Source organism: Paracoccus sp. TD-10 (assembly GCF_048270675.1).
In the GTDB taxonomy this organism is placed as follows: domain Bacteria; phylum Pseudomonadota; class Alphaproteobacteria; order Rhodobacterales; family Rhodobacteraceae; genus Paracoccus; species Paracoccus pantotrophus.
In genome coordinates, this window is sequence record NZ_CP182419.1 from 1010713 (window position 1) to 1024314 (window position 13602).

The window sequence follows — 13602 nt, forward strand, 5'->3', positions numbered from 1 at the left end:
ATCAGAACCCGAAGCCGCCGAAGCTGCGCGGCGCGGGATCCAGCACCACCACCTGGCCGCCCCGCACGGTGGCCACGGCCAGCGCGCGCTCGTTGGTGCCGTCGCGCCGCAGGCGGAAGGCGCCCGAGACCCCGGCAAAGCCCGAGTTCTGCGTCAGGCCCGAGGTGGTCAGCGCGTTGGATTTGCCCGCCCGCACCAGCGCGGCGATGGCGGATACCCCGTCATAGGCCAGCGAACCCAGCTCATGCGGCGTCTCGCCATAGGCGGCGCGATAGCGCTGGTCGAACTGCGCCTTCATCGTGGTGTCGGGAATGGCGAACCAGCCGCCCTGCACGCCGCGCAGCTGCAGCCGGGCCGAGGGCTGGTCCCAGCGCGTCAGCCCCATCATCTGCACCGTGGCCGAGGTGACGCCGGCATCGGCCAGCCTGTCGGTCAGATAGGGCAGCACCGCGCCCTGGTTCGCGGTCAGGAACACCGCATCGACATTGCCCGAAAGCGCCGCCTGGGCGACGTTCGGGACGATACCGTCGATGCCGGACTGGGACAGGGGATGCACGGCGGTCCCGGCCAGGGTGGCGCCGTTCCGGCGGATCGCCCGCTCGATGGCGTGGGCGCCGACCTGGCCGGCCGTGTCGTCCTCGGCCACCATCAGGATGCGGCGCTTGCCGTTCCGGACCCCGTATTTCACCAGCCTGTCGGCCACGTTGTCGAAGGTGTTGCCCAGCACGAAGACATTGCCGCCGGCGATGTCGGTATTGTTCGAGAAGGACAGCACGTTCACGCCCTGCGGCGCCATGGCATTGCCGACCGCATTGGCGCTGTCGGCGAAAAGCGGACCCAGGATGATCTTGGCGCCCTCGGCCACGGCGCGGTTGGCCATGGCGACGGCGGTGCCCGGCTCGGAGCCCGCATCGTAGATGCGCAGGTCGATGGTGGCGCCGCGCGCATCGGCCGCCGCCATCTTCGCGGAATTGCTCAGCGAGCGCGCCAGCCAGTCCAGATCCGCGCTTCCCGTGCCGCCCGGCACCAGCAGCGCCACCTGCACCGGCTGCGAAGGATCGATGCTCGGGCCGGTCTGCGGGCCCGAGGCTCCCATCTCGATCGGCTGGCAGGCGGCAAGTGCCAGGGCGGAAAGGACAGCGCCGATGCGCGCGAGCGGGCGGCGCAGGTCGAAGGCGCCGCGGATCGTTTTCAGGACGGTCATGGCGTGATTCCCTGTTGGATCGAGGCTGGGGGTTTGATGGGGGCAGGTTATTGGCATATTCGGGACATGGCAACTTGCCCCGGCAGCACGAAAGGGACCGCGATGGAGGATGGCGCCAGCACAACCGGGACGGGCGCGCGGCCGCTTTCCCTGACCGTCTCGGCCGCCTCGCCCGAACCGGGGCTCTACCTGGTTGCGACCCCGATCGGCACAGCGCGCGACATCACCCTGCGCGCGCTCGACGTCCTGAACACCGCGGATGTCCTGGCGGCCGAGGATACGCGCAACCTGCGGCACCTGATGGATATTCACGGCATCCCGCTGCGCGGCCGGCGCATCATCGCCTATCACGACCACAATGCCGACCGGCAGCGTCCGGCGGTGCTTGCCGCCCTGGGCCAGGGACGGTCGGTGGCCTATGCCTCGGATGCCGGCACGCCGCTGGTCGCCGATCCCGGCTACCGGCTTGCGCGGGATGCCGCCGAGGCGGGCTTTGCGGTCCGGGCGCTGCCCGGCCCCTCGGCGGCCCTGGCGGCGCTGTCGGTCTCGGGCCTGCCCAGCGACCGGTTCCTGTTCGTGGGCTTTCCCCCGGCGGCAAGCGGAGCGCGGCGAAGCTGGGTCGAAAGCTGGCGCAAGGTCGATGCGACGGTGATCGTTTTCGAAAGCCCCAGGCGCGTTAAGCAACTGTTGGAGAATTTCTGCGAAACTGAGGCGAATCGGCATACGGTAATCTGCAGGGAACTGACGAAGAAATTCGAAGAGGTGATGCACGGCACGGCCGCAGAGCTGCTGGAACGGATCCCGGCCGAGGGGTTGCGCGGCGAAATCGTGGTGCTGTTCGGGCGCCCCGAGCCGGTCGTCGCCGACGAGGACAGTTTGCGCGCGGCCCTGGCGGGCCTGCTGGGCACGCTTCCGGTAAAGGAAGCAGCTGCGGAAGTGGCGTCCAGGTTCGGGCGTCCCCGGCGCGAAATCTATGCGCTGGCGCTTGAGATGAAGAAGGAGCGGGAATGAGGTTGGAACGGATTTCCGGCGGAACGCCGGTTTCTGCCCTGGGCATGAAGGCCCGGCAAGGTGCCGTCGCCTATTCCTCCGGCCGTTTCGCCGAGGAATCGGTGTCGCGAGAATATCGCCAGCGCGGTTATGAGGTCATGGCCGAACGCTGGCGCGGGCGCGGCGGCGAAATCGACCTGATCCTGCGCAAGGATGACGAATATGCCTTTGTGGAGGTCAAGAAGTCGCGTTTTCACGCCGGGGCGGCGGAACGGATCGGGACGCGGCAGATCGCGCGGATCTGCAATGCCGCGCTGGAATATTGTGGGCGCCTGCCTTCGGGACTGCTGACCGCGATGCGTTTCGATGCCGCCCTTGTCGATCAGTTCGGGCGCGTCGAGATCATCGAGAACGCCTTCGGCTCGAACTGAGCAACGCCTTTGCATCGTTGGTAAGCGGTACAAAGACCGGTGAAGACTGCCGTCCTCAAGCCGGTGGCGCTTGTCTCCGCACCCGAGCTGCGCCCCGGTGAACCGCGCCGGGTTTTCCGGAGGCTCCAACTCCTGAGTAGGATGGAGCATCATGAGCAAGACGACGACCAAGTTTTCCCCTGAAGTGCGCGAACGTGCGGTGCGGCTGGTTCTCGACAACGAGGCTCAGCATCCGTCGCGCTGGCAGGCGATCATGTCGATCGCGGCGAAGATCGGCTGCACCCCGCAGACGTTGAATGACTGGGTCAAGAAGACCGAGGTCGACAGCGGCAGGCGCGCGGGCATACCGACCGAGATGGCCGAGAAGATAAAGGCGCTGGAGCGGGAGAACCGGGAACTGCGCCAGGCGAACGAGATCCTGCGCAAGGCATCAGCGTATTTTGCGATGGCGGAGCTCGACCGCCGGTCGAAGTGATGGTGTCGTTCATTGACGCGCATCGGGATGCACACGGGGTCGAGCCGATCTGCAGCGTGCTGCCGATTGCCCCGTCCACCTATTACGATCATCTGGCGAAGCGGGCCGATCCCACGCGGCAGTCCGACCGGGCGCGCCGGGACGAGGCCTTGCGGCCAGAGATCCTGCGCGTGTTCGAGGAGAACTGGCGCGTCTACGGCGTGCGCAAGGTCTGGCGGCAGCTGGGCCGAGAAGGCTTCGATATTGCCCGATGCACGGTGGCAAGGCTGATGAAGGGCATGGGCGTTCAGGGGATTATTCGCGGCAAGCCGCACCGGACCACGATCCCGGACAAGAAGGCGCCATGCCCGCTGGACAAGGTCAACCGCCAGTTTCGCGTGCCTGCGCCGAACATGCTCTGGGGTCGTCCATTGTGGCGCCATTGGTCCGAGCCCAATGGACGACGACTTCACCTATGTCGCCACCTGGAAAGGCTTCGCTTACGTCGCGTTCGTCATCGATGCCTATGCCCGCAAGATTGTGGGCTGGCGCGTCAGCACTTCCGCCCATGCAGGGTTCGTGCTCGATGCCTTGGAGCAGGCCGTGCATGATCGGCGCCCGTCCAAGGGCATGGGGCTGGTCCACCATAGCGACCGCGGTTCGCAGTACCTGAGCATTCGCTACAGTGAGCGGCTGGCGGAAGCTGGCATCGAACCATCGGTGGGCAGCGTCGGCGACAGCTATGACAACGCCTTGGCCGAGACGATCAATGGCCTCTTCAAGGCTGAGGTTATCCACCGTCGCGGCCCGTGGCGCAGCTTCGAGGCTGTCGAATATGCCACGCTGGAATGGGTCGACTGGTTCAACAACCGCCGTCTGCTCGAACCGATCGGGAACATCCCGCCTTCGGAAGCAGAGGCCAACTTCTACGCCGCTCTGGAAACTGAAGACATGGCCGCGTAACTAGGGTCAGGATTCATAACCAATAAATGACGGTTGCCGCGAGCGCGATGGCCGAGAGGAAGACCTTCGGGCATCTGTCGTATCGGGTTGCCACGCGCCGCCAGTCCTTGAGCCTGCCAAACATGATCTCGATGCGGTTGCGCCGCTTGTATCGGCGCTTGTCGTATTTGACCGGTGTCTTGCGCTGCTTTCGGCCGGGGATGCAGGCTCGTATCCCCTTGTCCTGCAAGGCTTCCCGGAACCAGTCGGCGTCATAGCCGCGATCCCCGAGCAGCCAATCGACCTTTGGGAGGCTGCTGAGCAACGCCCGCGCCCCGATGTAGTCGCTGACCTGCCCTGCGGTGACGAACAGGTCGAGCGGTCGGCCCTGGCTGTCACAGATGGCATGCAGCTTCGTGTTCATGCCGCCCTTGGTCCGGCCGACGAGGCGTCCACGCCCCCCTTTTTCACGGCCAAGCTGGTCGCGGTGCGGTGCGCTTTCAGATAGGTCGCGTCGATCATCACGGTCTTTTCCTCGCCGTGGTCGGCGGCCAGCCCGATCATCATCCTGGCGAAAATGCCTTTCTCGCTCCAACGCTTCCACCGGCTGTAGAGCGTCTTGTGCGGCCCATACTCCCTGGGGGCATCTCGCCAGCGCAAACCATTGCGATTGATGAAGATAATCCCGCTTAGAACACGCTTGTCATCGACGCGTGGCTTGCCGTGCGACTTCGGGAAGAAAGGGGCAAGCTTGGTCATCTGCTCGTCAGTCAGCCAGTACAGGTCGCTCATGTCACCGCTCCGTTTTCCGAGCCGTGAATCACGTAGCACACTGAAAATCAATGCATCCTGACCCTATGAAAGCCCGGCCATGCACGGCCGGCCGCAACAGGCCAGCACCCGCCAAAGCACCTTGGCCCGCGAGGCCTATTTCGTCGATTTCGCCCGCGACATCGTGGCCGAGGCGCGCATGCCGGTGATGGTGACGGGCGGCATCCGCCGCCGCGCCACCGCCGAGGCCGCGCTGGCACCCGAGGGCGACCGCGCCGGCGTGGCCATGGTCGGCCTCGCGCAGGCGCTGGCCTATGCCCCGGACCTGCCGAACCGCTGGCAGGCGGGCGAGGCCGCGGTCGATGTGCCGATGGTGCGCTGGAAGAACCGCGCACTTTCGGGCCTGGCCACCATGGCGCTGACCAAGCTGCAACTGCGCCGCCTCGGTGCCGGCCGCAGCCCGCGCCCGCAGGCCTGGGCGCCTTGGGTGCTGGTCCGCGACCGGCTGCGCATGGCGCGCCGCAGCCGCCGCTATCGCAGCTGGTTGCAACGCCGCTCTGCCGCATGAGAGGATCGGGCATGCACAAGCGCATTTTGCATGTCGTGACCAACCGCGGTCACTATGACGATCCAGGTCGCAAGACCGGGCTCTGGCTGTCGGAGTTGAGCCATGCCTGGGACGCGTTCGCAGCCCAGGGCTATCGGCAGGACATTGTCAGCCCGGCCGGCGGGGTTTCTCCGCTGGAGCCGCGGGCGCTGAAATGGCCGCTGCTCGACGCCTCGGCCCGGTCCTGGCTGAACGATCCGGCGCGCATGGCGCTGCTGGAGCGGACGGCCGCGCCGGAGGAGGTCGACGCCGACGCCTATGATGCGATCTATTTCACCGGTGGCCATGGCGTGATGTGGGATTTCCCCGGCAGCACCGGCTTGCAGGACATCACGCGGCGGATATGGGAGCGTGGCGCGATCGTCTCGGCAGTCTGCCACGGCTATTGCGGGCTGCTGAATACCCGGCTGGCCGATGGCCGTCTGCTGGTCGAGGACCGCCGCCTGACCGGCTTTTCCTGGACCGAGGAGAGCCTTGCTGGCGTGGCGAAGCACATGCCCTACAATGCCGAGGCCGAGATGAAGCGGCGCGGCGCGCGCTATGGCAAGGCGCTGCTGCCCTTTGTGCCCTATGTCGTGACCGATGGCAGGCTGGTGACCGGACAGAACCCGGCTTCGGCCAAGGCCACGGCACGTCAAGTCGTCAAGATGCTGAAGGCGTGACGGCGGTCGGGATGATCCTGCGCGGGCCCGAGGTCAGTCCATAGGTCGCGATGGAGCAGGTCATTGGAAAACAGAAAGGCCATTGCCTTGCCGTTTTGCTGGGTGGCCGGAAGATTGTTCCAGTAACTTCGTAAAGCACCGCCGCAATTGCCTCTGCGACATCGAGAGGACGATCCGGTCAGTTCCACGCCCATAGAGGAACGCCAAGGGAACTCATCGGTCGTGCCATCTTCCATCGGGCGCGAAGACCAATCACATCCTCTTGTCCCCGTCGGAGCGGCCACGCCTGCCAATGCGTGCATTGCGCAGGATGCGCCCAAGGCCGGCACTGTTGATCTGCTGCATCTGCTGCCTGCTGATGCGCCCGCTGGCCATATCCGCTTCGTCTTGCGCACGGGATAGGGCTTTCCGGCGCATTCGCTCGACAAAGGGGGCCTCATCTCCCGGCTTGCCTTGCCGCTTGCCCGCCGGCTTGCGCCTGTTGCATGGGTCATCCGAGTGGTCCGACTGCGTCATGATCTGCCTCCGTCGCCTGCAAAGGCCGAAATCGGCTCTTCAAGATTGGCGATGTCCTCCGATTGGCGCAAGCTGTCGTCGCGACAGATCCTGATGGCTTGCAGACCCGCAGCCCGCGCGCCGTGGATGTCGGATGTCGCGCTGTCACCCACCATCATGACCGCCGCTGGTTTGATGCCCAGGCGTTCGCAGACGAATCCGAAAAAACGCCTCTCGGGTTTTACCGCACCCACCTTCCATGCCAGGCAACGACCAAAGGCGCACCCCAAGGCCGAGAAGGTGCAGCCCTCACCCGCTGAACAATCCTGGCGACGGCGGGTTCGTCTTGCGGTCGCTCAAGGCGGCTACCGCCTCACGCATCCTGGTGTGACCAGAAAATGCGATCACGCGGAAAGGCTGCGGCGTATTGCCGGTGGAGAAACGGCGAAGCTGCTGGGGTGATGCCGGTCCTGTGCACCCAGGCCTCGACGAAATGTTCGACCCTCAGATGCCCGGACTCGCGGGTCAAGGCCTGCTCGATTGCCTGCTTCACGATCAGGATGACCAGTCCCCACGGTCGCTGGGATCCGCTGGCGACGCAGCGGTTGATTGATGATCTGCTTGTCGGCGCGATGCCGGTCTATGTCGCGATGCACGACTGGTGCAGCCTGGCGGAGGCCGCATCAAGGTTGCAGTTGACGGTTCCCGAGGTGATCGAACGGATCCGGGATGGCCGTTTGCCTCGGGTGGGGAAGTATCTGCAACGATCCGGATTTGCCTCGGTTCTGGTCAATCTCGGCCATGTCGGACAGGAGGGCGAGGCGGTTTCCCTGGCTGTCTTCGCCAGCTCTGAAGGGTTGCGCACTGCCGAACTGGCGACGTTCATCCGGCGGATGGGCTTGCCCTTTCGTCGGATCCGGGGGCCGCGTGGCGGCGATCACTTGCGGTTGACGGCGACCGATCGGCAGGCGTTTCACGACCGTTTCATCAGTTTTCGCACACTGGGGGGCAAGGCGCGCATGGATTGGGACAGCCTCCGGCAGCGCCTTGATGCGCGCGGGATCGTCCCGGCGGGCGGCAGCGCGCGTATCTACGATCGCAGCCACGTCGCCGATCTGCTGGCGTAAACCGCGCTGCCGGAGAAATTCCGCTTGACGGGTTTGCGCACGCTATTGCTTTCGCTTGCGCACGCTTATCCTTTCTTTTGCAGCAACCAGTCCCCACCTCACCCGAGCATCGGTTTCCCGGCGACATAGGTCTGGGCGATGGCGCGGTCGTCGCCCAGGATCTGCAGGATGAACAACTCCTCGGCCAGGGTCTCGGCCCGGTCCATGCGCAGCGCCATCGCGGGCGTGGCGCGGCTGTCGAGCACCACCAGGTCGGCATCGCTGCCGGGGTCGAGCGTGCCGATGCGGTCGGCCATGCCGAGCGCCAGGGCATTGCCGCGCGTCACCCAGTGGAAGGCGGCATAGGGATGCAGCTTCTGGCCGCGCAACTGCAGGATCTTGTAGCCCTCGTTCAGGGTCTGCAGCATCGAGTAGCTGGTGCCGCCGCCGACATCGGTGGCGATGCCGCTGACCACGCCCGCAGCGCGCAGGCCCGCCTCGTCGAAAAGGCCCGAGCCCAGGAACAGGTTCGAGGTCGGGCAGAATACCGCGCGCGAGCCGGTCTCGGCCATGCGGGCGATCTCGCGCGGTTCCAGGTGGATGGAATGGCCGAGCAGCAGCTTCTCGGACAAGAGCCCGTAGGTCTCGTAGATGTCGAGATAGTCGCGCGCCTGCGGATAGAGGCTGAGGGTGAAGGCGATCTCGTCCCTGTTCTCGGACAGATGCGTCTGGATATGACAATCGGGATGTTCGCGCACCAGCTGCCCGGTCATCTCCATCTGCTCGGGCGTCGAGGTGATGGCGAAGCGCGGGGTGATGGCATAGCGCAGGCGGCCGCGGCCGTGCCATGTTTCGATCAGCCGCTTGCTGTCGTCATAGCCCTGTTGCGGGGTGTCGAGCACCGCCTCGGGGGCATTGCGGTCCATCATTACCTTGCCGGCGACCATCGCCATGCCCCGCGCCTCGGCGGCCGAGAACAGCGCCTCGGCCGATTGCGGATGCACCGAGCAGAAGGCGACGGCGGTGGTGGTGCCGTGCGAAAGCAGCAGGTCGAGGAACCTCTCGGCCATCAGCGGCGCATGGCCCTGCTGGGCGAAACGCGATTCCTCGGGGAAGGTATAGGTGTTGAGCCAGTCGAGCAGCTGCGCCCCCCAGCTGGCGATCACCTGCACCTGCGGGAAATGGATATGGGTGTCGATGAAGCCGGGCAGGATCAGGTGCGGCCGGTGGTCGATCTCCGGCAGGGCGGGGTCGCGCAGGCTGGCATAGTCGCCGATGGCCGCGATCTTGCCGTTCTCGGTGATGATGGCGCCGTCCTCGTGATAGGTGAAGGCGTTCTCGGTCTCGGTGGGGTCGGCGTGGAAGGAGAGCGTGCGCCCCCGGATCAGCTGTCGCATGGGTATTTTTCAAACGGTGAAACGGTTTCGGTCAGGCGGCCGATGATTTCGGCGGCGGTGAAGGCGGCGATGACCTCGGGGCGCTTGTCGCGCGACCAGCCGGCGCCGATCGGACAGGTCAGCCGGTCGGTATCGAGCCCCTGGGCGCGGGCGAAGCGGCGGAACTGCACCAGTTTCGTCCGGCTGCCGATCATGCCGATATAGGGTGCGTCCATCCGGCGCAGCGCCTCGGCCGCCAGCAGGAAGTCCAGCGCGTGGTCATGGGTGACGATGATGTAGCTGGTACCGAAGGGGGCCTTGCGGATCTCGGCCTCGGGCAGGGGGGTGAGGCGGGTCTCGCCCGTCGCTTGCGCCAGTTCGCTTGCGCGCTGGTCGATCAGGACCGGGCGCAGCGGCAGGAGCGCCAGGGCCCTGGCGAGCGCCCGGCCGACATGGCCGGCGCCGAAGATCAGCACCTGCGGATGCTCGGGGCCGGCCGGGGCTTCGGCCACGCGGGTCAGGGCAAGCTCGACCCGGCCGCCGCAGCATTGGCCGATCTCGGGGCCCAGGGGCACGTCCATGCGGGCGGCGGCCTCGCCGCGCGCCAGCATCTGCCGGGCGCGGTCGATGGCCATGTATTCCAGCTGGCCGCCGCCGATGGTGCCCCGCACCGTGCCGGGGGTGACGAACATCGCCGCCCCTTTCTCGCGCGGCGAGGAGCCGCGCGTGCGGGTGATCTCGACCCGGATCATGGCCGCAGCCGCTCGACGGCCATCAGCACGCGCTCGGGGGTGGCCGGGGCGTCGATGCGCGGGTTTTCGCGGTAGCCGTTGAAGCTCGCCACCGCCATGTTCAGCGCCTGGAAGACCGAGATGCCCAGCATGAAGGGCGGCTCGCCCACCGCTTTCGACCGCTTGATCGTCGCCTCGCGGTTCACCGACCAGTCGGCCAACGCGACGTTGAAGACCTTGGGCCGGTCCGAGGCCAGCGGGATCTTGTAGGTCGAGGGCGCGTGGGTGCGCAGCCGGCCCTTCTGGTCCCACCACAGTTCCTCGCTGGTCAGCCAGCCGGTACCCTGCACGAAGGCGCCCTCGACCTGGCCCTTGTCGAGCGCGGGATTCAGGCTGCGGCCTACGTCGTGCAGCACGTCGGCGCGCTCGATCACGTATTCGCCGGTCAGCGTGTCGACCGAGACCTCGGAACAGGCGGCGCCATAGGCGAAGTAATAGAACGGCCGGCCCTGCCCGGTGTCGCGGTTCCAGTGGATCTTGGGGGTCTTGTAGAAGCCCGCAGCCGACAGCTGGATCCGCGCCAGATAGGCGGTCTTGATGAAGTCCGCGAAGGGCATTTCCTCCTGGCCGATCTGCACCGTCTCGCCGATGCTGACCAGTTCGGGCGGCACGCCCTTGGCCTCGGCGGCGAAGGCGGTCAGCCGCTCGATCAGCTGGCGGCAGGCGTCCAGCGCCGCCATGCCGTTCAGGTCCGAGCCCGACGAGGCCGCGGTCGCCGAGGTGTTCGGCACCTTCTCGGTCGTGGTCTTGGTGATCCTGATGCGGTCGATGCTGACCCCCAGCGCCTCGGCCACCACCTGTGCGACCTTGGTGTTCAGGCCCTGGCCCATCTCGGTGCCGCCGTGGTTCAGGTGGATCGAGCCGTCGGAATAGATGTGGATCAGCGCGCCGGCCTGGTTGTACCAGGTCGCGGTGAAGCTGATGCCGAACTTGACCGGGGTCAGGGCGATGCCCTTGCGGATCGCGCCGCCCTCGCTTTCGGCGTGCGCGTTCCAGTCCAGCACCGCCTGGCGGCGGGCGTGGTAGTCGCTGCTGGCCTCCAGCTCCTCGAAGATGCGCGGCAGGATCTGGTCCTCGACCTCCTGGTGATAGGGGGTGAGCTGGCCGTTCTGGTAGAGGTTCAGCTTGCGGATCTCCAGCGGGTCGCGGCCGAGCTGATAGGCGATGTCCTCGACGATGCGCTCGGCCATGACCACCCCTTGTGGGCCGCCGAAGCCGCGGAAGGCGGTGTTCGAGCAGGTGTTGGTCTTCATCGGATGGCTGCGCAGCTCGACCGCCGGGTAGTAATAGGCGTTGTCGGCATGGAACAGCGCCCGGTCGGTCACCGGCCCGGAGAGGTCCGAGGAAAAGCCGCAGCGGGCGTAGAAATCGGCGTCGACGGCGTGGATCTTGCCGGTCTCGTCATAACCCACCTCGTAGTCGATGACGAAATCGTGGCGCTTGCCGGTGATCGAGAAATCGTCGTCGCGGTCGGGGCGCAGCTTGACGGCGCGCTTGAGCTTCTTGGCCGCCAGCGCCGAGATGCAGGCGAAGGGGTTCATCTGCGATTCCTTGCCGCCGAAGCCGCCGCCCATGCGGCGCACGTTCACCACCACGGCGTTCGAGGGCACGCCCAGCACATGGGCGACCATGTGCTGCACCTCGCTGGGATGCTGGGTCGAGACGTTGACCGTGACCTCGTCGTCTTCGCCGGGGATCGAGAAGGCGATCTGGCTTTCCAGGTAGAAATGCTCCTGCCCCCCGACCGTCAGCCGGCCGGACATGCGGCGGGGCGCGCGCTCCATTTCGGCCATGTCGCCGCGCTTGAGCTTCAGCGGCTTGGTCACATAGCCCAGCCCGGCGTCGCGGGCCGAAATGGCGTCGATGGCGAAGGGCAGTTCCTCGTATTCCACGCGGGCCAGCTGGCAGGCGCGGCGGGCCTGGTCGCGGGTCTCGGCCACCACGGCAAAGATCGGCTGGCCATGGAACTGCACCTCGTCCTCGGCCAGCAGCGGCTCGTCGTGCAGCCCGGTGGGCGAGATGTCGTTATGGCCGGGAATGTCCGCGGCGGTCAGCACCAGATGCACGCCGGGGGCCTTGCGCACTGCATCGAGATCCATCGAGACGATGCGGCCATGCGCGACGGTGGAAAGGCCCAGATAGGCGTACAGCGTGCCGACCGGCTCCAGCAGGTCGTCGGTGTAATCGGCCTGGCCGGTGACATGTTTCACGGCCGAGTCGTGGATGATGGGGGTATGGGCGGCGCCCTTGACGAAAACGTCCTGTTTCATTCGACCCTCCTCAGGCGGTGGTCTGCGCCCTGCTGTTCAAGCCAGAAGCGGCGGAAGAAGTTGGCGGCGAGTTGCTGGCGATATTCCTTGCTGGCCCGCCAATCGCTGAGCGGCTGGAAGTCGCCCGCGACCGCGCGCGCGGCGGCCTCGAAGGTCTCGGCGGTGAAGGGCTGGCCCTTCAGCGCCGCCTCGGCCTGGGGGGCGCGTTTCGGCGTCGCGGCCATGCCGCCGAAGGCGACGCGGGCGTCGATGATCGTGGCGCCGTCGGTTTCCACCCGGAAGGCGGCGGCCGAGGCGGTGATGTCGGCGTGATGGCGCTTGCTGACCTTGTAGGCGGCGATCTTCGCCTCGCCCTTCAGCGGCACGGTGATCGCCTCGACGAATTCGCCGGGGCGGCGGTCCTGCTTGCCGTATTCGATGAAGTAATCCTCGATGGGCAATTCGCGGGTGCCCCCGGCGCTGCGCAGCCGCAGCGTGGCCCCCAGCGCGATCAGCAGGGGCGGCGTCTCGCCGATGGGCGAGCCGTTGGCGACATTGCCGCCGATGGTGCCGGCGTTTCGGACCTGCCAGCCGCCGATGCGCAGCCAGTAATCCACCGCCTCGGGGAAATGCTGGCGCAGGAAGGGCTCGAACTCGGTATAGGTCACGCCGGCGCCGATGGTGACCCGGTCCTCGGCGATCTCGATCCGCTTGAGGTCGGCCAGATGGCCGATGAACACGGCCGGAGAGATGTCGCGCAGGAATTTCGTCACCCACAGGCCCACGTCGGTGGCGCCCGCGACGATGGTGGCCTTGGGGTTCTCGGCCAGCACCTGCGCCAGGTCGGCGGCATCGGCCGGCAGGATGGCGCGGTCCTCGCCGCGCGAGACCTCGACCCGCTCGGCCGGGATGGCTTGCAGGGCGGCGGCGACGCGGTCGCGCTCGACGGTCAGCGCGTCCATGTGCTGCCCGCCGGCCTCGCTGGCGGCGAAGGCGGCCTTCACGATCGGCTCGTAGCCGGTGCAGCGGCAGAGATTGCCTTGCAGCGCGGTCTCGATCGCCAGCATGTCGGGGCGCGGGTTCTGCATCCATAGCCCGTAAAGCGCCATGACGAAGCCCGGCGTGCAGAAACCGCATTGGCTGCCGTGATGCTCGACCATGGCGGCCTGGACCGGGTGCAGCCCGCCATCGGCGCCGCGCAGATGCTCGACGGTGACGATATGGCAGCCGTGGCAGGACGCCAGGAAGCGGATGCAGGCGTTGATCGGCTCGTAATGCAGCCGGCCTTCATGCAGCCGGCCGACCAGAACCGTGCAGGCGCCGCAATCGCCTTCGGCGCAGCCCTCCTTGGTGCCGGTCAGGCGGCGGTTCAGCCGCAGGAAGTCCAGCAGCGTGTCGCGCGAGCCCGCCTCGGTCAGGCGGATCTCGGTATTGTTCAGAAGAAAGCGCAATTCGTGGCCCATTCGGTCCTCGCTCGGGATGGCTGGGTATGGGAAAAGCCTAGATGCGAATTGCTCTTTGCGA

General features: G+C 66.6%; 13 protein-coding genes, 1 pseudogene and 1 other annotated feature. Of the genes and pseudogenes, 6 read left to right on the top strand and 8 right to left on the bottom strand.

Annotated elements, in window-relative coordinates; all coding sequences use genetic code 11:
• Position 1 precedes the first annotated feature (1 nt).
• Positions 2-1204, bottom strand: coding sequence for a penicillin-binding protein activator (locus tag ACNKFW_RS15960; RefSeq protein WP_024845267.1), 1203 nt, complete (start codon positions 1202-1204; stop codon positions 2-4).
• A gap of 102 nt (positions 1205-1306) precedes the next feature.
• Between ACNKFW_RS15960 and rsmI the strand changes: the two genes are divergently transcribed.
• The 3 genes and pseudogenes from rsmI (at position 1307) to ACNKFW_RS15975 (ending at position 4042) form a co-directional block, all read left to right on the top strand.
• The gene (gene rsmI / locus ACNKFW_RS15965; protein ID WP_024845266.1) at positions 1307-2215 is read left to right on the top strand and encodes a 16S rRNA (cytidine(1402)-2'-O)-methyltransferase; all 909 of its coding nucleotides are present in this window, start codon (positions 1307-1309) and stop codon (positions 2213-2215) included.
• Between the two features lie 44 nt (positions 2216-2259).
• Positions 2260-2625: a YraN family protein gene (locus ACNKFW_RS15970; protein WP_028711098.1), complete on the top strand. Its 366-nt coding sequence runs from the start codon at positions 2260-2262 to the stop codon at positions 2623-2625.
• A 151-nt stretch (positions 2626-2776) separates the two neighbouring features.
• Positions 2777-4042 (top strand): annotated as a pseudogene (locus ACNKFW_RS15975) (IS3 family transposase).
• Positions 3058-3174: a sequence feature (AL1L pseudoknot), on the top strand. Its footprint overlaps the pseudogene before it by 117 nt.
• Before the next feature lie 13 nt (positions 4043-4055).
• On the opposite strand, the gene ACNKFW_RS15980 reads toward ACNKFW_RS15975, so the two are convergent.
• Positions 4056-4813 (bottom strand): IS5-like element IS1248A family transposase gene (locus ACNKFW_RS15980; RefSeq protein WP_114669439.1). Its coding sequence is split into 2 segments (ribosomal slippage): positions 4056-4492 and positions 4492-4813, totalling 759 coding nucleotides; the frame shifts between segments, so codons are not numbered across the junction.
• Between the two features lie 79 nt (positions 4814-4892).
• Here ACNKFW_RS15980 and ACNKFW_RS15985 point away from each other — a divergent pair.
• Positions 4893-5360 carry a hypothetical protein gene (locus ACNKFW_RS15985; RefSeq protein WP_208852028.1) on the top strand — a complete coding sequence of 156 codons (468 nt, stop codon included), beginning with the start codon at positions 4893-4895 and terminating at the stop codon, positions 5358-5360.
• Between the two features lie 11 nt (positions 5361-5371).
• Entirely contained in the window at positions 5372-6061 is a 690-nt protein-coding gene (locus tag ACNKFW_RS15990; protein ID WP_147428855.1) for a type 1 glutamine amidotransferase domain-containing protein, read from the top strand.
• A 252-nt stretch (positions 6062-6313) separates the two neighbouring features.
• On the opposite strand, the gene ACNKFW_RS15995 is transcribed toward ACNKFW_RS15990, so the two are convergent.
• Both ACNKFW_RS15995 and ACNKFW_RS16000 read right to left on the bottom strand, forming a co-directional pair.
• A complete protein-coding gene (locus tag ACNKFW_RS15995) occupies positions 6314-6577 on the bottom strand; it encodes a hypothetical protein (protein WP_024845929.1) in 264 nt (87 codons plus the stop codon).
• A complete protein-coding gene (locus ACNKFW_RS16000) occupies positions 6574-6810 on the bottom strand; it encodes an HAD family hydrolase (RefSeq protein WP_167521694.1) in 237 nt (78 codons plus the stop codon). Before ACNKFW_RS16000 ends, ACNKFW_RS15995 begins: the two co-directional genes overlap by 4 nt.
• 306 nt (positions 6811-7116) lie before the next feature.
• On the opposite strand from ACNKFW_RS16000, the gene ACNKFW_RS16005 reads away from it, so the two are divergent.
• Entirely contained in the window at positions 7117-7683 is a 567-nt protein-coding gene (locus ACNKFW_RS16005) for a hypothetical protein (RefSeq protein WP_147428857.1), read from the top strand.
• Between the two features lie 98 nt (positions 7684-7781).
• Here the strand turns inward: ACNKFW_RS16005 and guaD are convergent, their stop codons facing one another.
• Genes guaD through xdhA form a run of 4 tightly spaced genes read right to left on the bottom strand, consistent with a single transcriptional unit; the run spans position 7782 to position 13541 of the window.
• The gene (guaD, locus tag ACNKFW_RS16010; protein WP_147428858.1) at positions 7782-9059 is read right to left on the bottom strand and encodes a guanine deaminase; all 1278 of its coding nucleotides are present in this window, start codon (positions 9057-9059) and stop codon (positions 7782-7784) included.
• Positions 9047-9790 (bottom strand): xanthine dehydrogenase accessory protein XdhC, encoded by a 744-nt coding sequence (xdhC, locus tag ACNKFW_RS16015; protein ID WP_024844800.1) that lies wholly within the window; start codon positions 9788-9790, stop codon positions 9047-9049. The genes guaD and xdhC overlap by 13 nt, the downstream gene beginning before the upstream one ends.
• Entirely contained in the window at positions 9787-12099 is a 2313-nt protein-coding gene (gene xdhB, locus ACNKFW_RS16020) for a xanthine dehydrogenase molybdopterin binding subunit (RefSeq protein ID WP_147428859.1), read from the bottom strand. The genes xdhC and xdhB overlap by 4 nt, the downstream gene beginning before the upstream one ends.
• Complete coding sequence (gene xdhA / locus ACNKFW_RS16025) at positions 12096-13541, bottom strand: xanthine dehydrogenase small subunit (RefSeq protein ID WP_147428860.1); 1446 nt, start codon at positions 13539-13541, stop codon at positions 12096-12098. Before xdhA ends, xdhB begins: the two co-directional genes overlap by 4 nt.
• Positions 13542-13602 lie beyond the last annotated feature (61 nt).

Bases quoted from the DNA above. Each gene is read 5' to 3' on its own strand.
- xdhC (WP_024844800.1), bottom strand. From the start codon at position 9,790: ATGATCCGGGTCGAGATCACCCGCACGCGCGGCTCCTCGCCGCGCGAG.
- ACNKFW_RS15960 (WP_024845267.1), bottom strand. From the start codon at position 1,204: ATGACCGTCCTGAAAACGATCCGCGGCGCCTTCGACCTGCGCCGCCCG.
- rsmI (WP_024845266.1), top strand. From the start codon at position 1,307: ATGGAGGATGGCGCCAGCACAACCGGGACGGGCGCGCGGCCGCTTTCC.
- ACNKFW_RS15995 (WP_024845929.1), bottom strand. From the start codon at position 6,577: ATGACGCAGTCGGACCACTCGGATGACCCATGCAACAGGCGCAAGCCG.
- xdhB (WP_147428859.1), bottom strand. From the start codon at position 12,099: ATGAAACAGGACGTTTTCGTCAAGGGCGCCGCCCATACCCCCATCATC.
- xdhA (WP_147428860.1), bottom strand. From the start codon at position 13,541: ATGGGCCACGAATTGCGCTTTCTTCTGAACAATACCGAGATCCGCCTG.
- ACNKFW_RS15970 (WP_028711098.1), top strand. From the start codon at position 2,260: ATGAAGGCCCGGCAAGGTGCCGTCGCCTATTCCTCCGGCCGTTTCGCC.
- ACNKFW_RS15990 (WP_147428855.1), top strand. From the start codon at position 5,372: ATGCACAAGCGCATTTTGCATGTCGTGACCAACCGCGGTCACTATGAC.
- ACNKFW_RS15985 (WP_208852028.1), top strand. From the start codon at position 4,893: ATGCACGGCCGGCCGCAACAGGCCAGCACCCGCCAAAGCACCTTGGCC.
- ACNKFW_RS16005 (WP_147428857.1), top strand. From the start codon at position 7,117: ATGACCAGTCCCCACGGTCGCTGGGATCCGCTGGCGACGCAGCGGTTG.
- guaD (WP_147428858.1), bottom strand. From the start codon at position 9,059: ATGCGACAGCTGATCCGGGGGCGCACGCTCTCCTTCCACGCCGACCCC.